We start from the raw sequence: 20717 nt of genomic DNA on the forward strand, positions 1-20717 counted from the left end.
TACCTTTTTACTTTTTTACCTTTTTACTTTTTCACTTTTTCAAGGAAAGCCTTTGTCACCTCGAACGATCCTTCAGCCATGCGCTCCCAGAAGTCGTAGTACATCTGTGCTTTATGATCTTTGAGCGGTATGTCGCTGATGATGCGGAAGCTGACGAACGGCGTGTTGTAGATGTGGCAGGTCTGCGCTATTGAGCAGCTCTCCATGTCGACTGCCATAGCCGTGGGGAAGTCGTCAAGGATTTGCTGCATCTTCTCGCGCGAGTTGACAAACCAGTCGCCGGTGACGATGAGTCCGGCGTGAACGCGCGTGTGGCAGTTGAGCGATGTGGCGGTGGCTACGAGGCGTGCATCGCTCTCGAAACGCTCAGGCATTCCGAGCACCTGCCCCATGGCGCACTCGTCGCCACAGTAGACATCGTGGTAGCAGCAAGCGGTGCTCACCACCACCTCACACACCTCAAGACTTGTGTCGGCACCACCGGCTACACCGGTAGAGATGACGAGGTCGGGGTGGAAGGCCGCTATCAGTTCGGATGCCCCCACCGCTGCGTTCACCTTGCCGATGCCACACTTCTGCATTACTATCTCGTTGTCGCCGATGCTGCCCATCACGAATGTGCGACCGGCAACGGTCTGTTCCTTCTTGTCGGACGCAAGCGTCTGCAACTGTGCAAACTCCTTGTCCATCGCTACGATAACACCTATGCGCATTACTTCTTCACCTGGATTACGAGATACTTGCTTGTTGACCAGAAGAGCTGCGGATTGCTGATGCGCAGAACGTACTGCTTATTGGCATCCTGCTGCAAGGTGTACGAGCTTGACGGGTGCATGGTGAGAATCTTAGCCGACTTAGAATAGAGCTTTATCTCCTTCTGCACGCGGATATCAATCTTTGTGAAGTAACTCTTGTTGAAATTAGCCTGCAGCACCTTCGAGCCATCGAGGATGCGCTGTTCCTTCAGTTCCTTCTTTGTACCAAATACGAACCACGCGGTGTTGAGCTGTGCATCCTGATCGTTTATGGTCTCCGTCTTCTTAGACGACTCCTCTTTCAGCGTCGAGACATTATCGTTAAGCCCTGTTATGGTCTTGTCGAGGTCGGCGATGTGTATGTTTTTAGCGTCGAGTTCGGCGTGCAACTGCTGCAACTGCTGCTCTTTATCGTTGATTTGAGCAACGAGTCCTTCAATAGTGCGACGCAGCTGGTCGCCCTTAATGCTCGATTCGCGGAGCTGCTGACGCAACTTCTCGAGCAGAGCACGGTTTTGCTGCATTGTAGAAGAGATGAAGCGCACGTCCTCCAGCATCTGCTGACGGCTATTGGCACCCTCTCCCGACTTAGCCACTATGACACGATTCTCCGCCTCACTTATCTCGCGCAAGCCGGTCTGAATTTGGTTGAATGTCTCCATCATGTCGTTGATTTCGCCATCCTTCTGCGAGATGATGCGCTGGAGCGAGTCTACCTGCTCTTCATCTTGATTTGTCTCACCCTTCGATTTGTTCGTAAAATCGCATGATGTTATAGCAAGCAACATCATTGATAATAGTACAAAAGATAGTTTTTTCATATTATTCGTTTTGTTGTTATTTCTCTATTCTTCGTTTCTAAACTTCTTCTTTTTAAACTCCTCGGGCGCAGCTTCGCGCAGAGCGTAGCGCTCCTTATTGCTTAGCTTCGGTTTCTTCTCCTTAGCCTGTTCTTTCAGTGCCTTGCGTGCCGATATGTCTACGCCAGCGCAGCCTGCCACTACAACGACAATCTCGCCACGTGGCTCGGTCTGCTTGAAGTGGGCGATTATCTCTGCGAGCGTTCCGCGCACACTCTCCTCGTGCAGTTTTGAAATCTCGCGACACACACTCGCCTGACGATCGTCGCCAAAGAACTCGGCAAACTGCTCGAGCGTCTTCACCAAGCGATAGGGCGACTCGTAGAATATCATCGTGCGTGTCTCTGTCTGCAGCGACTGCAGAAGCGTTTGTCTGCCCTTCTTCTGCGGCAGGAAACCCTCGAAGCAGAAGCGATCGCAGGGCAGCCCCGAACTGACGATTGCCGGAACGAACGCCGTAGCACCGGGCAGACACTGCACCGTGATGCCAGCCTTAGCAGCCTCGCGAGCGAGGAAGAAACCAGGGTCACTGATGCCCGGCGTACCGGCATCGCTGATGAGTGCTATCGTTTCGCCTGCTTTTAGACGGTCGACAACTGAAGCCGTAGTGCCGTGCTCGTTGAACTTATGATGCGACATCAGCCGGTTCTTTATATCGAAATGCTGAAGCAGAACGCCCGATGTGCGAGTATCCTCGGCGAGCACCAAGTCGGCTTCTTTCAATATGCGAATGGCACGCATCGTCATATCTTCCATATTGCCCACCGGAGTAGGCACAATATATAATATACCCATATTGTGGGCAAATATAGCTATATTAATCAAGAACGGCAAAAAAACATGTCGTTTCTTTGCAATTTTTAAAACGTATTCGTAAATTTGTACTCACAATGAAAGCAAATTTAGAGGGCGAGAAGTATCGCCAAGGTAGAATCGAAGTAGTGTGCGGTTCGATGTTCTCGGGCAAGACCGAGGAACTGATACGCCGCATCAAGCGAGCGACATTCGCCCGCCAGAGAGTAGTTATATTCAAGCCACAGATAGACACACGCTATTCTGAGGAGGAGGTGGTGAGCCACGACCGCAACGCCGTGATGTCTGTGCCACTCAGCACATCGAAGGAGATACTGGAGTACGTGCAGAACCACACCACCAGCACCGAGGGTTACGACTTCGACGTGGTGGGCATCGACGAGGCACAGTTCTTCGGCATGGATCTCGTAGAGGTGTGCAACCAACTCGCCAACAACGGTGTGCGCGTGATTATCGCCGGCTTGGACATGGATTTCCAGTGTACGCCCTTCGGACCGATACCGGCTCTGTGCGCCGTAGCCGACGAGGTGACAAAGGTACACGCCATCTGCGTGAAGTGCGGAGCACTCGCCTACGTGAGCCACCGCCTTGTACACGACCAGAACCAGGTGCTCATTGGCGAGCAAACCGAATACGAACCGCTCTGCCGCGAGTGCTACAAGAAAGCAACAAACAAATAATTATATGAGCGAAGAAAAGATTACATTCGACAAAGTGATGCGCTGGGCAACAGTAGCCGCCATCAGTATTGCCGTCTTTGCCATCACCGACTATCTGAGCAGCGTGCTGCTACCCTTCTTCATCGCATGGTTGCTGGCATACCTGCTCTACCCGATGGTGAAGTTCATACAGTATCGTATGCACATAAAGATACGTGCCATAGCGATTATCATCGCCATGCTCGCCATTCTGTCGGTAATCGGACTGCTCATCTACTTCATCGTACCACCGATGGTGAGCCAGTTCCAGAAGCTATACGAGTTCATACTCCACTGGCTACATCAAACCACACACACTAACGACTTCTCGCGTATGGTGAAAGACTGGGCGGTGCAGAACCAGGAAGCGCTGGAACGTTTCTTCAAGAGCAAGGACTTCAGCGACACACTGAAGACGGCAATGCCGAAGGTGTTCTCTGTGATAGGACAGACAGCCAACATCATAATGTCCATCATCGCCTCGTGTATCACACTGCTCTACACGTTCTTCATACTACTCGACTATGAGTTCCTCACCACCAGCTGGGTGAAGATATTCCCGAAGAAGAACCGCCCGTTCTGGCAAGAACTGGCTCAGGACGTAGAGCGCGAAATGAACAACTACATACGCGGACAAAGCCTCGTGGCACTGTGTATGGGCATCATGTTCTGCATAGGCTTCAGCCTTATGGACTTCCCCATGGCTATCGGTCTGGGCATACTCATCGGCGTGATGGACCTCGTACCCTATCTGCACACCTTCGCACTCATCCCTACCGCCTTCCTCGCCATGCTCAAAGCAGCCGACACAGGGCAGGACTTCTGGATGGTGTTCGGACTGGCATTCGGACTATTCTGCGTAGTGCAGATTATCACCGATATGTTCGTCACACCGAAAATCATGGGCAAAGCGATGGGACTCAACCCTGCCATACTGCTGCTCTCGCTCTCGGTGTGGGGCACACTGCTCGGCTTCATCGGACTGATTGTCGCGCTGCCACTCACCTCCCTACTCATTGCTTACTGGCAACGCTACGTGACAAAAGAACACCTTAACGAAGACGAGGATAACGCGCAAAAAACAGTAGAAAGCCAACAGAAATAGAAGAAAAAGGAGCGGAAAACGCAAAAAACAAATAAAATATTTGCGTATATTACAAAAAACCACTACCTTTGCACTCGCTTTTGGAATACAAAGCAAATACGGAGACTCGCTAGCTCAGTTGGTAGAGCACAACACTTTTAATGTTGGGGTCATGGGTTCGAGCCCCATGCGAGTCACGAAAAAGAGGATACAGCTTCGGTTGTATCCTCTTTTTTTGTTTAAGTGTTTGGTGCTTTCCTACAAAAATCGTATCTTAGCAATCTGAAACAGAAGACCTATGGCATTCGAAAAAGAAATAAAGGAATACGACGACTTGCGAGACAGATACCAAACGCTCGTTGTCGACAGAATGAATAAAGAAGAATACGTCAAGTATAACGAAGTGCTCTTCTCTACACACTCGTGTGCTATAGAGGGCAACTCGTTCTCCGTGGACGACACACGCGAGCTGAAGGAGAAGGGATTAGGCATGATTCCGGCTGGCAAAACGCTGTTCGAGGCTTTCGAGATGCTCGACCACTTCGACGCATTCGAGCACATGATGCAGAACATACAACATCCGCTCGACGAAACGCTGCTGAAGGAGATTAACCGCCGCGTAACAAGTCACACGCTCGCCTACCGTGCGCCCGACGCCACTCCAGGCGAATACACGACAACCGACATGGCTGCCGGCGACACCGTGTTCGGCGACCACGAAGAACTAATAGCCCGAGTGCCGCGACTGCTGGAGTCGACGGAGCAGACCATTGTTTCTGCAGCCACACACCCGATGGTGGTTGCCGCCCGCTTCCACGGCTTCTACGAGTATCTGCACCCGTTCCGCGACGGAAACGGCAGAACAGGTCGTCTTGTGAGCAACTATATCCTGCTGCGCATGGGCCATCCGCTGCTCATCATCCCGTCGGAATCCCGACAGGAGTACATCGCCGCCCTACGCATGATTCGCACCGAAGCCACCGACGAGCATCTCGTACGCTTCTTCTTCAAGATGGCGGTGAAGCGGATGCAGGAGGAGATGAAACAGAAGGAAGCGAATACCAAGCGATTCAGCACATTCCTATTCTAAAGCAATTACGCGGTACGCAGCACGATAGTGGCAGAGGATGCCACTGAATTCTGCACTTCAACCATCGGACTCCGTACGCCGCCCAATCAGATTCCGTACGCCACCCGATCAGATTCCGTTCGCCGCCCGATCAGATTCCGTTCGCTACACGATGACATTTAGTGAACAGAAGGATGACATTTCATGAACAGAAGAATGACATTTCGTGAACAGAAAGACGAGACGGTTTGTGAATCAGACCGACTCATCGAGGTCGTATAGCACGAGCGAGCCGAGCACAACCAGTGCTATCGCTATCATGAGCGAAGTATGGAACAGCGTTGTCCACTCGGCTGACAGGGGGAAGGAGACGGAGACGGAAGCGGGAAGCGAGAGCGAAAGCGAGCCCACCCTATCCTGTATGGCGTGAGCCACATCGCCGAGGAAACCGCCAACCGCGCCACACACGCGCAGCTTGAGCAGTTGAAAACCGTTGACGAAGAAGAAGACGGCAACGCAGACCGCTGCCATCGCTGCCGTCCACAAGCGGTAGAGACGGTAGCAGCGGGTATCCACCTCCTCGGGCAGACGGTGCATGAGGCGATCGGTGAATCCTTCGTCAGCGATATCCATACGAGTGCTGTCGGCGAAGAACCGCTGAAGAAGCGCCTCGTCGACAGTCTCGTCATAACTTATTTTATTCTTTACATCAGTCATAGCATGATTGAATTTTTACGATGTCTTTTATTTTCCACCTACATTTAAGGCCTAAGAATATCCGTTCTGCCGCAGGAATGCGGTAAGTTTCTGCTTTCCGCGGAAGAGATGCGACTTCACCGTGCCCTCCGCCATGCCCGTTATTGCGGCGATGCGTTCGATGGGATAGCCGTCGACGAGCTGTAGCGTGACGCATGTGCGCTCAGCGTCGGGCAGACGGGCGAGAGCACCGTAGACATCCATCCCGAGCGACCGGTCGGCACCGGCTGCAGCGGGGCGCGCTGCGTCGAGGTCGTCGGCAGACGGGCGCAGCCGGTGGCGATAGTCGTAGAACACGTTGTAGGCTATGCGGAAGAGCCATGTGGAGAACGCCGCCGAGCCGCGAAACGTCCCGATGCTGGTATAAGCCCTTATGAAGGTGTCCTGCGCGAGGTCGTCGCTCAGCTGCGCGTCTCCCAGCGTCTGGTGAAGGAAGAAGCGCCTTATAGGCGACTGATACTTCCTGACAAGATGGTCGAAAGCCGTCTTGTCGTGAAGCTCAGCCACCTGCTGTATAAGAGAGAGATCGTCGTTAGTATCCTTCATATCGTTCTGTCTTTAAAAGAATGGGGTCAATGGTCGGTTTCGTCCTCGTCGTCGCGCTTCTGCCACGGCATCTTACTGTCGTAGTTGTACTTCACCATGAACATCTGTCCGAGTCCGATGCACGCCACAAGAGCGCCTATGCCCATGAGCGACTGCATACCAAAGAACCAGAAGAAAATCATGAGCCCGGCACCAATCGACGTGTTGCGCACTCCGCGGCGCCACATATACTCGGGCGACTTCTTGCTGAGCGGTTTCAGTTCGTCGGTGAACGGTTCGCCCTTCTCCATAGCCATCTCAGCCAGTCGCACGCGGTCTTTGTGGCGGCGCATGAAGTAGCGTATGACGAGCAGAACGACAATGATAGGCGCAAGGAAGCACAGCAGCATCGGCACGAAAACGCACAATATAAGGAAGAGCTTTACGATCCATCCGGGCAAACTGTTGTAGAACTCGAGCAGTTCGTCGCGACTGACGGAGGCATCGTTGTCGAACGTGGCTCCGCCGTTAGCGGCAGACGCCGTGTCGGCAGTTACAGTATCCGAGTAAGCCACTATGCCCTCCTCGTCGGTAGCGTCCTTGTCCTTCTTGTCCACCATCTGCGTGTGCGGACGGTTGCGGTGAGACTGCTGTGCAGCGGAAGCCATAGGAGCCGCTGCACTGAGCGTGAGCAGCATTGCCATTAAAAAGATTGTCTTTTTCATATCTATTCGTATTTTTTAGTTGTTTCTATATGTTTGACTGATAATGAAAGCGATAAGTTGCAAAGCTACAAAAAAATTCTTCAGAATATGGAGCGCGTTAGCTACATTTTTTGTATCTTTGTATCTGCTTCTATGTCATACATTATAAACTACACATTATTATATAGTATAATATCACGGGTAAAACAGGATTAGAACCCACGAAGCAGAACAGAACTTTAGAAAAAACGAAACTTACAGATATGAACGACTTTAGAAAATTCGCAACAAGTAGACTCGGCATTAACGGCATGATGCTCGACGACGTGATGAAGGCTCAGGCGCAGTACCTCAACCCATACATCCTTGAGGAGCGCCAGCTAAACGTGACACAGATGGACGTGTTCTCGCGCTTGATGATGGACCGCATCATCTTCCTCGGCACCGAAATCAACGACTATACAGCTAACACACTCTCGGCTCAGCTGCTCTACCTCGACTCAGTAGACCCAGGCAAGGACATCTCTATATACATCAACTCGCCTGGCGGTAGCGTGACAGCAGGTCTCGGCATCTACGACACCATGCAGTTCATCACCTCCGACGTGGCTACGATGTGTACAGGCATGGCGGCTTCGATGGCAGCGGTGCTGCTCGTGGCTGGTCAGGAGGGCAAGCGCTCGGCACTGAAGCACAGCCGCGTGATGATTCACCAGCCGCTCGGCGGCGTGCAGGGTCAGGCTTCGGACATCGAGATCGAAGCACGCGAGATACAGAAGTTCAAGAAAGAACTCTACACCATCATCTCCGAACACTCGCATACACCGTTCGACAAGGTGTGGGCTGACTCCGACCGCAACTACTGGATGACAGCCGAGGAGGCGAAGGAGTACGGAATGATCGACCAGGTAATGATACGCAAGAAGTAAAAGAGAAGAGAAAAACGAAAATGCCAAAGAAAGTATGTAGCTTCTGCGGAAGAAGCGAGAAGGACGTAAACTTCCTCATAACCGGAATGAACGGCTTCATCTGCGACTCGTGTGCGCAGCAGGCCTACCAGATAGTGCTCGAAGCCGGCTTCGGACCGGAGGGAACACGTAAGAACTCGGGCGCGTTCGACGTGTCGCTCAACGACGTGCCGAAGCCGACAGAGATAAAAGAATATCTCGACGAATACATCATCGGTCAGGACGATGCAAAGAAGTATCTGTCCGTAGCCGTTTACAACCACTACAAACGTCTGCAGCAGCACACCAATGACGCTGAGGACGACGGCGTGGAGATAGAGAAGAGCAACATCATCATGGTCGGCTCGACCGGCACGGGCAAGACTCTCCTTGCACGCACTATAGCAAAGCTGCTGAAGGTGCCGTTCACCATCGTCGACGCTACGGTGTTCACCGAGGCGGGATACGTGGGCGAGGACGTGGAGAGCATACTCTCGCGCCTGCTGCAGGTGGCTGACTACAACGTGGAGGCAGCGCAGCGAGGCATCGTCTTCATCGACGAGATAGACAAGATAGCGCGCAAAGCTGACAACCCGAGCATCACACGCGACGTGAGCGGTGAGGGTGTGCAGCAGGGCCTGCTCAAGCTGCTCGAGGGAACAATGGTGAACGTGCCGCCAAAGGGTGGACGCAAGCACCCCGACCAGGACTATATACACGTCGACACACGCAACATTCTGTTCATCTGCGGTGGTGCATTCGACGGCATCGAGCGCAAGATAGCACAGCGTCTGAACACTCACGTGGTGGGTTTCAACTCGGTGCAGAACGTGCGCAGCATCGACAAGGGCAACCTCATGAAGTATATCCTGCCGCAAGACTTGAAGTCGTTCGGCTTGATACCCGAGATTATCGGACGCCTGCCGGTGCTCACCTACCTCAATCCGCTCGACCGCGAAGCACTGCGACGCATCCTCGTAGAGCCGAAGAACTCCATCATAAAGCAGTACACAAAGCTCTTCGAGATGGACGGCATCAAACTGGAGTTCGCACCAGACACATTCGACTTCATCGTGGACAAAGCCGTTGAGTACAAGCTCGGTGCACGCGGACTGCGCTCTATCGTGGAGTCAATCGTGATGGATGCCATGTTCGAGGCCCCAACAAAGAACATCGACAACTTCACCGTAACGCTGGAGTACGCAAAGGCGCAACTGGAGAAGTCAAACCTACAATAGTATCCGAAAGGATATTAAGAACTTTATATTACTATGACTGCTACAATTAACCTCAACGAACAGCTAAAACACCACTTCGGGTTCGACTCGTTCAAGGGCGATCAAGAAGCTATTATACGCAATCTGCTTGAAGGCAATGACACATTCGTGCTCATGCCTACAGGCGGAGGCAAGAGTTTGTGCTATCAGCTGCCGTCACTAATCATGGAAGGCACCGCAATCGTGGTGTCGCCACTCATCGCGCTGATGAAAAATCAAGTGGATGTAGTGAACGGACTCAGCGAGGAAAGTGGCGTGGCTCACTATCTGAACTCGTCACTCAACCGCGCTGCCATCAATCAAGTGTACAAAGACGTGCACGAGGGACGCACTAAACTGCTCTATGTGGCACCGGAGTCGCTCAACAAAGAGGACAACTTAGAGTTCTTCCGTTCGTTTAAGATTTCGTTCTACGCCATCGACGAGGCGCATTGTATATCGGAGTGGGGACACGACTTCCGCCCCGAGTATCGCAACATACGCCCCACAATCAACAAGATTGGCGCAGCACCAGTCATAGCACTCACAGCCACTGCCACCGACAAGGTGCGCATGGACATAAAGAAAAGTCTCGGCATCACCGACGCAAAGGAGTTCAAGAGCTCGTTCAACCGTGCCAACCTCTACTACGAGGTGCGCCAGAAGACGAACGACATCGACAAACAGATAATAAAATTCATAAAACAACACCCTGGCAAGAGCGGTATCATCTACTGCATCTCGCGCAAGAAGGTGGAGGAACTGGCTGCCGTGCTGAAAGCCAACGATATAAAAGCCGCTGCCTACCACGCCGGACTCGACTCGGCAACACGCTCGCAGACGCAAGACGACTTCCTCATGGAGCGCATCGACGTAATCGTGGCTACCATAGCCTTCGGCATGGGCATCGACAAACCCGATGTGCGCTTCGTGATACACTACGACATACCGAAGAGTCTTGAGGGCTACTACCAAGAGACGGGACGCGCAGGACGCGACGGAGGCGAAGGTATATGCATCGCTTTTTACGCCTACAAAGACCTGCAGAAACTGGAAAAATTCATGGAGGGCAAGCCCGTGGCAGAACAGGATATCGGCAGGCAACTGCTGCAGGAGACTGCCGCATACGCCGAGACATCGGTGTGCCGACGCAAGGTGTTGCTCCACTACTTCGGCGAGGAATACACAAAGGAGAACTGCGGCAACTGCGACAACTGTCTACACCCGAAGGTGCAGCGCGACGGTCAGGAGGCTCTGCTCATCGTTCTGAAAGCTATCATCGCCGTGAAGGAGGCTTTCCGCCAAGACTATATCGTCGACTTCGTGAAAGGACGCGCCACAGACGACATCGTGAGTCACCACCACGAACAACTCGAAGAGTTCGGTGCTGGCGAGGATATGCCCGTGAAGATATGGAACCCTGTGATACGCCAAGGCATGATAGCAGGCTACATACACAAGGACATCAAAAGCTACGGACTTCTGAAGATGACAGCCGCAGGCAAGCGCTACGTGAAGAACCCTACACCATTCACATACGTAGAGGACACCGACTTCTCGGAAACCGAGGAAGAAGCAAGCGAAGCAACAGCTTCTGCGCTCGACCCTACACTCTACAATATGCTCCTCGACCTCAGAAAGAAGACCGCACGCAAACAGAACCTGCCGGCATACGTCATCTTTCAAGACGTATCGCTCGAACAGATGGCAACGATGTACCCCGTAACGCTCGAAGAGCTGCGCAACATTCAGGGCATCGGCGTGGGCAAGGCAAACCGCTATGGCAAGCCGTTCTGCGACCTAATTAGCCAGTACTGCAAAGACAACGAGATAGAACGCCCCGAAGAGCTCTTCGTGCGCACCGTAGCGAAGGACTCAATGAAGAAGGTGAAGATAATACAGTACCTCGATCGACGTATGCCACTCGACGATATTGCCTCAGCACTTGGACTCGACTTCGAGGACTTGCTCAACGACCTCGATGCCATCGTCTACAGCGGAACGAAGCTGAACATAGACTACTTCCTTGAGGACGTGATGGACGAAGACCAAATAGACGATATCTACGAGTACTTCCGCGAGTCGGACACCGACGACATCGACACCGCACTCGACGAACTCGGCGACTACGAAGAGAACGAAATACGCCTCGTGCGCATAAAGTTCCTCTCCGAACAAGCCAACTAACACAGCCAAGGGGTGCAGTCAGGGGGTGCACTTGTCTCAAGTGCACCAAATATATTTAACAGTGCACCTATTGTGTTGGTGCAGTTGAGACAACTGCATCCCCTTAGGAGACAACTGCACCCCCTGACTGACCCAAGCTTCCACAAAATCCGTTAATTAGCATTAACGCCACAAATAAATCGACTTTTATTTTTCGCGTATGGATTTTTATTGCTAAATTTGCACGCAATAAATTTTTAAGTTATATGTCATCATTTGTTGCTGATAAAATTGTAATGGACGGTCTCACATACGATGACGTCCTTCTTATCCCCGCTTATTCAGAGGTACTGCCCAAGACGGTAGAGTTGAAAACCAAGTTCTCGCGTAACATCTGCTTGAATGTGCCCTTTGTCACAGCAGCCATGGACACCGTAACGGAGTCGGCTATGGCTATTGCCATCGCACGCGAAGGCGGCATCGGTGTTATTCACAAGAACATGTCTATCGAAGACCAGGCGCGTCAGGTAGCCATCGTAAAGCGTGCTGAGAACGGCATGATCTACGATCCGGTGACAATCCGTCGTGGCAAGACCGTGAAGGATGCCCTCGAAATGATGGCGGAATATCACATCGGCGGTATACCAGTAGTAGACGACGAGTGCCACCTCGTTGGCATCGTCACCAACCGCGACCTTCGTTTTGAGCGCCATCTCGATAAGCTCATCGACGACGTGATGACACACGAGAACCTCGTGACCACACACATCAAGACCGACCTCGCAGCTGCTGCAGACATCCTGCAGTCGAACAAGATTGAGAAGCTGCCGGTTGTAGACAACGAGAACCACCTTGTCGGCCTCATCACATACAAGGACATCACCAAAGCAAAGGATAAGCCAATGGCTTGCAAGGACGAGAAGGGTCGTCTGCGCGTAGCAGCAGGCGTAGGCGTAACGGTTGACACACTCGACCGCATGAGCGCACTCGTAGAGGCAGGTGCCGACGCTATCGTTATCGACACCGCTCACGGCCACTCTAAGTTCGTTATCGAGAAACTCCGCGAGGCTAAGGCTTCGTTCCCGAACGTAGACATCGTTGTGGGCAACGTGGCTACCGGCGAGGCAGCAAGAATGCTCGTTGACAACGGTGCTGATGCCGTTAAGGTAGGTATCGGTCCGGGTTCAATCTGCACAACCCGCGTCGTAGCAGGTGTTGGTGTTCCGCAGCTCTCTGCCGTTTACGACGTTTACTCTGCACTCCAGGGCACTGGCGTTCCATTGATCGCCGACGGCGGCTTGCGCTACTCGGGCGACATCGTGAAGGCTATCGCAGCTGGTGGTAGCTCAGTGATGATTGGCTCACTCGTTGCAGGTACAGAAGAGAGCCCCGGCGACACTATCATCTTCAACGGACGTAAGTTCAAGAGCTACCGCGGCATGGGCTCACTTGAGGCTATGGAGAACGGCTCAAAAGACCGCTACTTCCAGGCAGGCACAAAGGACGTGAAGAAGCTCGTGCCGGAAGGCATCGCCGGACGCGTACCTTACAAGGGAACAGTGCAGGAGGTGATCTACCAGCTCATCGGCGGTCTGCGCTCAGGCATGGGCTACTGCGGAGCCGGCACTATCGAGGATATGCACAACGCTAAGTTCACACGCATCACAAACGCTGGCGTACTCGAGAGCCATCCACACGACATCACAATTACAAGTGAGGCACCGAACTACTCGCGCCCACAGTAATAAATAATTGAACACAGAAAGAAAGCCCAACAACCACATGGCACGGGTGTGTAACGTATTCGAAACAAAAGAAACGAAACATGCCGCGCTGTGTAGTTATTGGGTTTTCAGCCCAATTCAAATATATAAAAACCGTGGGGAGAAAGCCCCAATAAACAAACAACAAGAAAAGATGAAGGTAAAATCATTGTTGGTAGCAATGCTCGTGGCAGCAACCACAGCGTCGGCTCAGACTGCCGACCCAACTATCATGACTATAAACGGAAAGGCTGTGCCTCGCTCAGAATTCGAGTACTCGTACAACAAGAACAACTCGGAGACAGTTGTCGACAAGAAGAGCGTTGAGGAATACGTAGACCTGTTTGTAAACTACAAACTCAAGGTGATGGCAGCCGAAGAGGCAGGCATCGACACGACAAAGGCTTTCCGCGACGAGTTCCGCATGTATCGCGACCAACAGATACGTCCTTCATTCATCAACGACAACGACGTAGAACGCGAAGCACGCAAAATCTACGAAGACACCCGTAAACGCATCGACGAGAGCGGTGGCATGGTACGCTCACGCCATATCCTCGTCGCACTGAAGCAGAACGCATCAAAGGCGCAGAGCGACTCTGCCCTCGTACGCGCCGACTCTATATACAACGCACTCATCAAGGGTGCCGACTTCGCTACTCTCGCACAGCGTTGCTCAGACGATAAAGGTTCGGCACGCCGCGGTGGCGACCTCTCATGGGCACAACGTGGATACATGGTGAAGGAGTTTGAAGATGTCATCTTCTCAGCGAAGGTTGGCGAAATCTCCAAGCCGTTCCTATCACCCTATGGCTATCACATCGTGAGAGTAGATGCTAAGCAGAACTTCTTCCCTTACGACACCGTACGCGCAGACATACACCGCTTCATAGAGAGTCGCGGTCTGCGTGAGCATATTATCTCGCAGAACATCGACTCAATAGCTAAGCACTCCGTACCGCAGTGCACACCGGAGGACGTACTCAACCGCCGTGCTGACGAGATGGCGGCTGCCGACCCGGCGCTGAAGAGCCTCATCCGCGAATACCACGACGGACTGCTGCTCTACGAAATATCCAACCGCACCGTATGGGACAAGGCTGCAAAGGACGAAGCTGGTCTCGCTGCTTACTTCAAGAAGAACCGCAAACGCTACAAGTGGGAGAAGCCGCGCTTCAAGGGCATCGCCTACTGGGTGAAGGAGCAGGGCGACGTAGAGGCAGTGAAGGCATCGCTGAAGAAAGTACCATTCGAGCAGTGGCCGGAGCACCTGCGCAAGGAGTTCAACGACTCCACAATACGCATCAAGGTGGTGAAAGGCATCTTCCGTGAGGGCGACAACGCGCTCATCGACAAGGTAGTGTTCGGTAAGGACACCACTGTGGCAGACGTGAAGGACTTCCCCATCTCGGCTACATACGGCGAGAAACTGAAGGCACCGAAGACATGCAACGACGTACGCGAACTCGTGGTGACTGACTATCAGGAGCAGCTCGAAAAGGCATGGATTGAAGCACTGCGCAAGCGCTACACTGTAGTGCTGAACAAGGAAGTGCTCAGCACCGTAAACAAGCACTAAACGTAGGTAGTGGTGCTAAGCGCCATGGCTGACACTATACATATTAATATATATACATACATGAGAAAACAACGCAACATAATACTGGCGACATTCGCTGCTGCGACATTCCTCGTAGGCATCGGAGCCAACGCCGGCAGCCACGCCGGTTCGGCACCCGAGCTCGCGCAGGACACGCTCACCACAGAGGAACGCGCGCCAGAACATAGTATCGTAGACGAAGTGATATGGGTGGTAGGCGACCAGCCCATCCTCAAGTCGGACGTGGAGATGATGAAGCTGCAGGGCGAGATGGAAGGAATGACCTGGAACGGCGATCCCGACTACATTATTCCCGAACAGATAGCTGTACAGAAGCTCTTCCTACATCAGGCAGAAATCGACTCTATCAATGTCACCGAGGCAGAGATAGCACAAAACATCGAGATGCAAATCAACCGCTGGATACAGCAGGCTGGCTCGCGCGAGAAACTCGAGGAATACAAGAAGATGTCAATCACACAGATGCGCCAGCAGTTGCATGACGACTTCCGCAACAATCAGCTCATACAGCAGATGCGTGAGAAACTCGTGAGCGACATAGCTGTGACTCCTGCCGACGTGCGCAAGTACTTCAACAACATGCCAGAGGACAGCATACCGCTCGTGCCGACACAGGTAGAAGTAGAGATTATCACCAAGCAGCCGAAGATATCACAGGACGAAATCAACCACGTGAAGAACGATCTGCGCGAATACACCGACCGCATCAACAACGGCGAGACATCATTCGCCACACTTGCACGCCTCTACTCGGAGGATCCTGGCTCAGCACGTCAGGGTGGCGAGATGGACTACGTAGGTCGTGGTATGCTCGACCCTGCATTCGCTGCCGTTGCGTTCAACCTCACCGATCCGAAGCGCGTGTCGAAGATTGTAGAGTCGGAGTACGGTTTCCACATCATACAGCTCATCGACAAGCGTGGCGACAAAATCAAGGTGCGCCACATACTGCGCATACCGCGTGTCTCAGCAGAGGCTACCGACTCGATGCGCATGAAGCTCGACTCGCTCGCTGCCGACATACGCGCCGACAAACTCTCGTTCGAGGAAGCTGCGACCGTGATGTCTGACGATAAGGAGACACGCAACAACCACGGACTCATGTCGTTCAACAGCGAGGAGGGTCGCACGTCGAAGTTTCAGATGAAGGACCTGCCCACCGAGGTGGCTCGCAAGGTGGAACGCATGGAGGTAGGCGATGTGTCTGACGCGTTCCCCATGGTGAACGAGAAGGGTAAGCACGTCGTAGCTATCGTGAAACTGAAGAACCGCATCGCTGCTCACCGCGCCACTATCAACGAAGACTTCCAAGTGTTGCAGAACGTAGTGCTGCAGAAACAACGTGCAGAATTCCTGCACAACTGGGTGGTAAAGAAGATAAAGACCACCTACGTGCGTATGCAGGATCGCTACAAGAACTACAAGTACGAGTACGAAGGCTGGGTAAAATAAGGCTTTGCCTCGTATTTCCCGATGCGCGACGACCGACGCAGACATCCGCAACGACCGGCGCAGATGGTTCGCAGCAAGATTACATCAAGCTTAGAAAGGCCTAAAGAGGCTTAGTTCGGCTTAAACGCCACCTTAGAAAGGCTTAGTTCGGCTTAAACGCCGCCTTAGAAAGGCTTAGAAAATAATGAGAAAAGAACAATCCCCAATAACCCACAACTGGCATAGAACCGCTCTCGCAGCAGTTCTATGCCTTTTTGGCTTCTGCCTGATATGGGCTTCTGCGGCACCAAAGGGCAAAAAGAAGCGACAGAAAACAGACGAGCGCGTGTACCTCGTACACTCCGATGAGCTCACCTACGACATTTATGGAGCGGTGCCCGATGCACAGATACTGCGCGGCAAGGTACACTTCACGCACGCCGGCGCAGAGCTGTGGTGCGACAGTGCCTACTTCTTTCAGGAAGCCAACTCGGTAGAAGCGTTCGGACACGTACACTTCAAGCAGGGCGACACCCTCTCGCTCACCTGCAAATACGCCGACTACATAGGTGCGGAGCAGATGATGCACGCACGCCACAACGTAGTGCTCAAGCACCGCACGCAGACACTCTACACCGACTCGCTCGACTACGACCGCCTCTACGACAACGCCTACTTCTTCGAGGGAGGCAGACTCGTCGACGGCAAGGACGAGCTGGTGAGCGACTGGGGCGAATACAACACCGCTACACGCAAGGCTTCATTCTTCTATGGCGTGCAGATGCGCAGCGGAGAAAACTTCATCAACACCGACTCGCTCCACTACGACACACGCACACGTATCGCACACGTTACGGGTCCGTCGACCATCACATCGAAGGGAACCGTCATCAACACCACCGATGCCTACACCAACAGCAAGACAAACATGTCGCAACTGTATGGTCGCTCTACCATCATAGACGGTAAGAAAACCATCACCGGCGACTCGCTCTTCCACAACGACAAGTCGAAGGAGAACGAGGGATTCGGCAACGTGATATACGTCGACTCGGTGAACAAGAACGAGCTGCACTGCGACCACCTCTTCTACAACGAGACAACGGGCTACGGCTTCGCAACGAAGCGCGCTCTGATGGTCGACTACTCGCAGAAGGACACGCTGTACATGCACGCCGACTCGGTGAAACTCTACACGTTCAACATCGAGACCGACTCGGTGTACCGCAAAGTACACGCCTACAACCACGTGCGTGCCTATCGCAACGACGTGCAGGCGGTGTGCGATTCGCTCGTATTCAACTCGCAGGACTCGTGTATGACGATGTATCGCGACCCTATACTCTGGAACCTCGGCAGACAGATATTAGGCGAGGTGATACACGTCTACATGAACGACTCGACGGTGCGCAAGGCGGAAGTGATAGGTCAGGCACTGTCGGTGGAGAAGTGTGACGAGAAGAACCACTACAACCAGATCTCATCGAAGCGCATGGATGCCTTCTTCACCGACGGCGCGCTACGACGCGCCGAAGCTATCGGCACGGTGAAGTCGCTCTACTACAACGCCGATTCGAAGGACTCCACGCTCTCCGAGCTCAACTACATGGAGACCGACACGCTGCGTATGTACATGTCGCCAACACGCGAGTTGGAGAAGATATGGGCTTCAAAGGCTACTGGCACGATGTATCCTATCACGCAGATTCCGCCAGAAAGATATCAGTTGCCCGAGTTCGCATGGTTCGACTACGTGCGCCCGAAAGATAAGGACGACGTGTTCAACTGGCGAGGCAAGGCTGAAGGCACCGAACTGAAGGAACAGCCGCGCCGCGAAGCGCCGCTGCAGCGACTTGAGTAGTGCACAGCAAAAAGAAAGTTGAGATATGTTGTAATGTTCGTAACCACCAACCTCACAACATATCTCACCACCTCAACATCTCACCACCTCACCATCTCACCATCTCAACATCTCACCACCTCATCACCTCACCATCACAGCATGTACTTCTTCAACCGCCGCCCCCGCGGCTTCCACCACACCTTCCGCTTCTCAAGCGAGCAGCGCGACCTTCTTGACAACCTCCGCCGCGGCGTACCGCCCGAAGAGCTCGCAGAACGTTCTATCAGAGAAGCCGAGCCACCATCGCGTCGCCGCCATAACGGACAAGTACGTCTGTTAGGACTACTTGTGATGATCGGTTTCATGCTACTCGCCATCATACTGCTAATGGCGTTGTAGACGAACCCGCAGTTTTAAAGATACACCCTTAGAGAACAGATAACGACATGAACGATATTATACAACTTCTGCCCGATTCGGTAGCCAATCAGATAGCTGCCGGCGAGGTGATACAACGCCCCGCAAGCGTGATAAAAGAGTTGGTGGAGAACTCCATCGACGCTGGTGCCACGCTGATAAACGTGGTTTGTGTCGACTCTGGACGCACCTCAATACAAGTGACCGACAACGGCAAAGGCATGTCAGAGACCGACGCACGCCTATCGTTTGAGCGTCACGCTACATCCAAGATACGCCAAGCCGACGACCTCTTCAACCTTCACACGATGGGATTTCGTGGCGAAGCTCTCGCCTCTATCGCTGCCGTGGCGCAGGTGGAGCTACGCACCCGTCGCCCCGACGACGATCTCGGCACCGCGCTCAGCATCGCCGGCTCGCGATTTGTGTCGCAGGAACCCGTACAGTGCCCCGTAGGTTGCAACTTCACCATCAGCAACCTCTTCTACAACGTGCCCGTGCGCCGCAAGTTCCTCAAGTCGAACACCACCGAACTCAACAATATCGTCACAGCCTTTGAGCGCATCGCCCTCGTCTACCCCGACGTGGCGTTCACGCTCTACAACAACCAAACCGAGCTGTACAACCTAAAGGCAGGCGGACTGCGCCAACGCATCGTCGACGTAATCGGCAAGAAGATCAACCAACACCTGCTGCCGATAGACATCGACACCACAATGTGCAAGATTAGCGGATTCGTCGGCAAGCCCGAGTCGGCACGCAAGAAGGGTGTGCGACAGTTCTTCTTCGTCAACGGCCGCTACATGAAGCACCCCTACTTCCACAAAGCCATTATGACCGCCTACGAGCGACTCGTGCCCGAAGGCGAACAGATACCTTACTTCATATACTTCACCGTCAACCCCACGGACATCGACGTGAACATCCACCCCACCAAGACCGAGATAAAGTTCGAAAACGAACAGACAGTGTGGCAGATACTCACCGCTGCCGTGCGCGATGCCGTGGGCATGTTCAGCGATGTGACGGCAATAGAGTTCGACACCGAAGGAAAACCCGACATACCTGCTCTGGGCACAATGCCACAGACAGGTGTCAGTGCGCCCAAGGTGCAATACAACCCTACGTACAACCCATTCAACGAGACACCGACAACACACTCAAACGCAGCCCCCGACAACTGGGAGCAGCTGTACGAAGGACTCGGCTCTGCACACACTCGCCAGCAACAGACACCATCACTCTTCGGCACCGACGCAGGAAGCGTCATACAGTCGCGTTCAAACGCTGCAAGCAAATCGTTCGCCGACAACGGCATCGTTCTATCGCAGAAGTTCGCACAAACAGAAGAGAGAAGCACTGTGCCAGAGGGGTCGACATCCGAAGCAACAACGCCCAAGCAAGAGACATCGCTACTTGAAGAGAAGTCGCCCACCCACTATCAGTACAAAGGACAATACATTATGACCGCCGTTAAGTCTGGACTTATGATTATCGACCAGTATCGTGCCCACACACGCATACTCTACGAAGGATATCTCGACCAAATGCAGAAGCACCGAGCAAGTTCACAGAAGCCACTCTTCCCCGACACGATACACTTCTCGCCAGCGGATAAGGTGGTGGCAGAAGCCATTATGCCCGAACTACAGAACATCGGTTTCGAACTGACTCCGACAGCAGAGGGCGACTACAGCATCACGGCAGTGCCAAGCGGACTCGATGGACTCGACTATACCGCCCTGCTGCAAGATCTCGTAGCCTCAGCACGCGAGAAGACAACATCAGCTATCGACGACATCAACCACTCAATAGCCCTCGAACTGGCACGCAACGCAGCCGTCGCATACGGACAAGTGCTTACCAATGCCGAGATGGAAAACATCGTCAATAGCCTCTTCACATGCTCCAACTTCAGCTACACTCCAGATGGCAAAAAGATTTTAACGATGCTCCATCAAAACGAATTAGAGCATTTATTCGGCACATAAAGTTACATAAACAATAAA

Annotated in this window: 18 protein-coding genes and 1 tRNA gene; 13 read left to right on the forward strand and 6 right to left on the reverse strand. The window is 53.0% G+C overall.

Features of this window, described 5'->3' with window-relative positions:
- Positions 1-23: 23 nt before the first annotated feature.
- Genes HMPREF0673_RS09095 through rsmI form a run of 3 tightly spaced genes read right to left on the reverse strand, consistent with a single transcriptional unit; the run spans position 24 to position 2410 of the window.
- Positions 24-713, reverse strand: coding sequence for a 5'-methylthioadenosine/adenosylhomocysteine nucleosidase (locus HMPREF0673_RS09095; protein ID WP_007901246.1), 690 nt, complete (start codon positions 711-713; stop codon positions 24-26).
- Positions 713-1576, reverse strand: a complete 864-nt coding sequence (locus HMPREF0673_RS09100; RefSeq protein WP_007901248.1) for a Cbp1 family collagen-binding glycoprotein adhesin — start codon at positions 1574-1576, stop codon at positions 713-715. Before HMPREF0673_RS09100 ends, HMPREF0673_RS09095 begins: the two co-directional genes overlap by 1 nt.
- 24 nt (positions 1577-1600) lie before the next feature.
- Positions 1601-2410 (reverse strand): 16S rRNA (cytidine(1402)-2'-O)-methyltransferase, encoded by an 810-nt coding sequence (gene rsmI / locus HMPREF0673_RS09105; protein ID WP_007901256.1) that lies wholly within the window; start codon positions 2408-2410, stop codon positions 1601-1603.
- Between the two features lie 95 nt (positions 2411-2505).
- On the opposite strand from rsmI, the gene HMPREF0673_RS09110 reads away from it, so the two are divergent.
- The 4 genes from HMPREF0673_RS09110 to HMPREF0673_RS09125 all read left to right on the forward strand — a co-directional run bounded on the left by HMPREF0673_RS09110 (position 2506) and on the right by HMPREF0673_RS09125 (position 5300).
- Positions 2506-3108: a thymidine kinase gene (locus tag HMPREF0673_RS09110; protein WP_007901257.1), complete on the forward strand. Its 603-nt coding sequence runs from the start codon at positions 2506-2508 to the stop codon at positions 3106-3108.
- A gap of 4 nt (positions 3109-3112) precedes the next feature.
- Positions 3113-4231, forward strand: a complete 1119-nt coding sequence (locus HMPREF0673_RS09115) for an AI-2E family transporter (RefSeq protein ID WP_007901258.1) — start codon at positions 3113-3115, stop codon at positions 4229-4231.
- 103 nt (positions 4232-4334) lie between these two features.
- Positions 4335-4407: transfer RNA gene (locus HMPREF0673_RS09120), tRNA-Lys, on the forward strand.
- Between the two features lie 101 nt (positions 4408-4508).
- Positions 4509-5300, forward strand: a complete 792-nt coding sequence (locus tag HMPREF0673_RS09125) for a Fic family protein (protein ID WP_007901259.1) — start codon at positions 4509-4511, stop codon at positions 5298-5300.
- Positions 5301-5534: 234 nt separating this feature from the next.
- On the opposite strand, the gene HMPREF0673_RS13440 is transcribed toward HMPREF0673_RS09125, so the two are convergent.
- The 3 genes from HMPREF0673_RS13440 to HMPREF0673_RS09140 are packed head-to-tail and all read right to left on the reverse strand — an operon-like array spanning position 5535 to position 7285.
- Complete coding sequence (locus HMPREF0673_RS13440; protein ID WP_007901261.1) at positions 5535-5996, reverse strand: DUF5056 domain-containing protein; 462 nt, start codon at positions 5994-5996, stop codon at positions 5535-5537.
- A 51-nt stretch (positions 5997-6047) separates the two neighbouring features.
- Positions 6048-6581 (reverse strand): RNA polymerase sigma factor, encoded by a 534-nt coding sequence (locus tag HMPREF0673_RS09135; RefSeq protein ID WP_007901263.1) that lies wholly within the window; start codon positions 6579-6581, stop codon positions 6048-6050.
- A 26-nt stretch (positions 6582-6607) separates the two neighbouring features.
- Positions 6608-7285: a DUF6249 domain-containing protein gene (locus tag HMPREF0673_RS09140; RefSeq protein ID WP_007901264.1), complete on the reverse strand. Its 678-nt coding sequence runs from the start codon at positions 7283-7285 to the stop codon at positions 6608-6610.
- 242 nt (positions 7286-7527) lie between these two features.
- On the opposite strand from HMPREF0673_RS09140, the gene clpP reads away from it, so the two are divergent.
- The 9 genes from clpP to mutL all read left to right on the forward strand — a co-directional run bounded on the left by clpP (position 7528) and on the right by mutL (position 20699).
- Positions 7528-8193, forward strand: a complete 666-nt coding sequence (clpP, locus tag HMPREF0673_RS09145; RefSeq protein ID WP_007901267.1) for an ATP-dependent Clp endopeptidase proteolytic subunit ClpP — start codon at positions 7528-7530, stop codon at positions 8191-8193.
- Positions 8194-8213: 20 nt separating this feature from the next.
- Positions 8214-9449, forward strand: a complete 1236-nt coding sequence (clpX, locus tag HMPREF0673_RS09150) for an ATP-dependent Clp protease ATP-binding subunit ClpX (RefSeq protein ID WP_007901270.1) — start codon at positions 8214-8216, stop codon at positions 9447-9449.
- A 33-nt stretch (positions 9450-9482) separates the two neighbouring features.
- Positions 9483-11654 (forward strand): DNA helicase RecQ, encoded by a 2172-nt coding sequence (gene recQ / locus HMPREF0673_RS09155; protein ID WP_007901272.1) that lies wholly within the window; start codon positions 9483-9485, stop codon positions 11652-11654.
- Between the two features lie 245 nt (positions 11655-11899).
- On the forward strand, positions 11900-13378 hold the full coding sequence (guaB, locus tag HMPREF0673_RS09160) for an IMP dehydrogenase (protein ID WP_007901274.1): 1479 nt from the start codon (positions 11900-11902) through the stop codon (positions 13376-13378).
- 172 nt (positions 13379-13550) lie between these two features.
- On the forward strand, positions 13551-14975 hold the full coding sequence (locus tag HMPREF0673_RS09165; protein ID WP_040596715.1) for a peptidylprolyl isomerase: 1425 nt from the start codon (positions 13551-13553) through the stop codon (positions 14973-14975).
- 60 nt (positions 14976-15035) lie between these two features.
- Positions 15036-16469, forward strand: a complete 1434-nt coding sequence (locus tag HMPREF0673_RS09170) for a peptidylprolyl isomerase (protein ID WP_040596737.1) — start codon at positions 15036-15038, stop codon at positions 16467-16469.
- A gap of 184 nt (positions 16470-16653) precedes the next feature.
- Complete coding sequence (locus HMPREF0673_RS09175; RefSeq protein ID WP_007901279.1) at positions 16654-18309, forward strand: OstA-like protein; 1656 nt, start codon at positions 16654-16656, stop codon at positions 18307-18309.
- An 18-nt stretch (positions 18310-18327) separates the two neighbouring features.
- Positions 18328-18690: a hypothetical protein gene (locus HMPREF0673_RS09180; protein WP_007901282.1), complete on the forward strand. Its 363-nt coding sequence runs from the start codon at positions 18328-18330 to the stop codon at positions 18688-18690.
- Between the two features lie 47 nt (positions 18691-18737).
- On the forward strand, positions 18738-20699 hold the full coding sequence (gene mutL, locus HMPREF0673_RS09185; protein WP_007901284.1) for a DNA mismatch repair endonuclease MutL: 1962 nt from the start codon (positions 18738-18740) through the stop codon (positions 20697-20699).
- Positions 20700-20717 lie beyond the last annotated feature (18 nt).

This window comes from Leyella stercorea DSM 18206 (genome assembly GCF_000235885.1).
GTDB lineage: Bacteria > Bacteroidota > Bacteroidia > Bacteroidales > Bacteroidaceae > Prevotella > Prevotella stercorea.

Excerpts from the sequence above, each read along its gene's own strand:
- HMPREF0673_RS09170 (WP_040596737.1), top strand. The coding sequence starts at position 15,036 with ATGAGAAAACAACGCAACATAATACTGGCGACATTCGCTGCTGCGACA.
- clpX (WP_007901270.1), top strand. The coding sequence starts at position 8,214 with ATGCCAAAGAAAGTATGTAGCTTCTGCGGAAGAAGCGAGAAGGACGTA.
- clpP (WP_007901267.1), top strand. The coding sequence starts at position 7,528 with ATGAACGACTTTAGAAAATTCGCAACAAGTAGACTCGGCATTAACGGC.
- guaB (WP_007901274.1), top strand. The coding sequence starts at position 11,900 with ATGTCATCATTTGTTGCTGATAAAATTGTAATGGACGGTCTCACATAC.
- HMPREF0673_RS09125 (WP_007901259.1), top strand. The coding sequence starts at position 4,509 with ATGGCATTCGAAAAAGAAATAAAGGAATACGACGACTTGCGAGACAGA.
- HMPREF0673_RS09100 (WP_007901248.1), bottom strand. The coding sequence starts at position 1,576 with ATGAAAAAACTATCTTTTGTACTATTATCAATGATGTTGCTTGCTATA.
- HMPREF0673_RS09095 (WP_007901246.1), bottom strand. The coding sequence starts at position 713 with ATGCGCATAGGTGTTATCGTAGCGATGGACAAGGAGTTTGCACAGTTG.
- HMPREF0673_RS09135 (WP_007901263.1), bottom strand. The coding sequence starts at position 6,581 with ATGAAGGATACTAACGACGATCTCTCTCTTATACAGCAGGTGGCTGAG.
- HMPREF0673_RS09175 (WP_007901279.1), top strand. The coding sequence starts at position 16,654 with ATGAGAAAAGAACAATCCCCAATAACCCACAACTGGCATAGAACCGCT.
- HMPREF0673_RS09115 (WP_007901258.1), top strand. The coding sequence starts at position 3,113 with ATGAGCGAAGAAAAGATTACATTCGACAAAGTGATGCGCTGGGCAACA.
- HMPREF0673_RS09140 (WP_007901264.1), bottom strand. The coding sequence starts at position 7,285 with ATGAAAAAGACAATCTTTTTAATGGCAATGCTGCTCACGCTCAGTGCA.
- HMPREF0673_RS13440 (WP_007901261.1), bottom strand. The coding sequence starts at position 5,996 with ATGACTGATGTAAAGAATAAAATAAGTTATGACGAGACTGTCGACGAG.
- rsmI (WP_007901256.1), bottom strand. The coding sequence starts at position 2,410 with ATGGGTATATTATATATTGTGCCTACTCCGGTGGGCAATATGGAAGAT.
- mutL (WP_007901284.1), top strand. The coding sequence starts at position 18,738 with ATGAACGATATTATACAACTTCTGCCCGATTCGGTAGCCAATCAGATA.
- HMPREF0673_RS09165 (WP_040596715.1), top strand. The coding sequence starts at position 13,551 with ATGAAGGTAAAATCATTGTTGGTAGCAATGCTCGTGGCAGCAACCACA.
- recQ (WP_007901272.1), top strand. The coding sequence starts at position 9,483 with ATGACTGCTACAATTAACCTCAACGAACAGCTAAAACACCACTTCGGG.
- HMPREF0673_RS09110 (WP_007901257.1), top strand. The coding sequence starts at position 2,506 with ATGAAAGCAAATTTAGAGGGCGAGAAGTATCGCCAAGGTAGAATCGAA.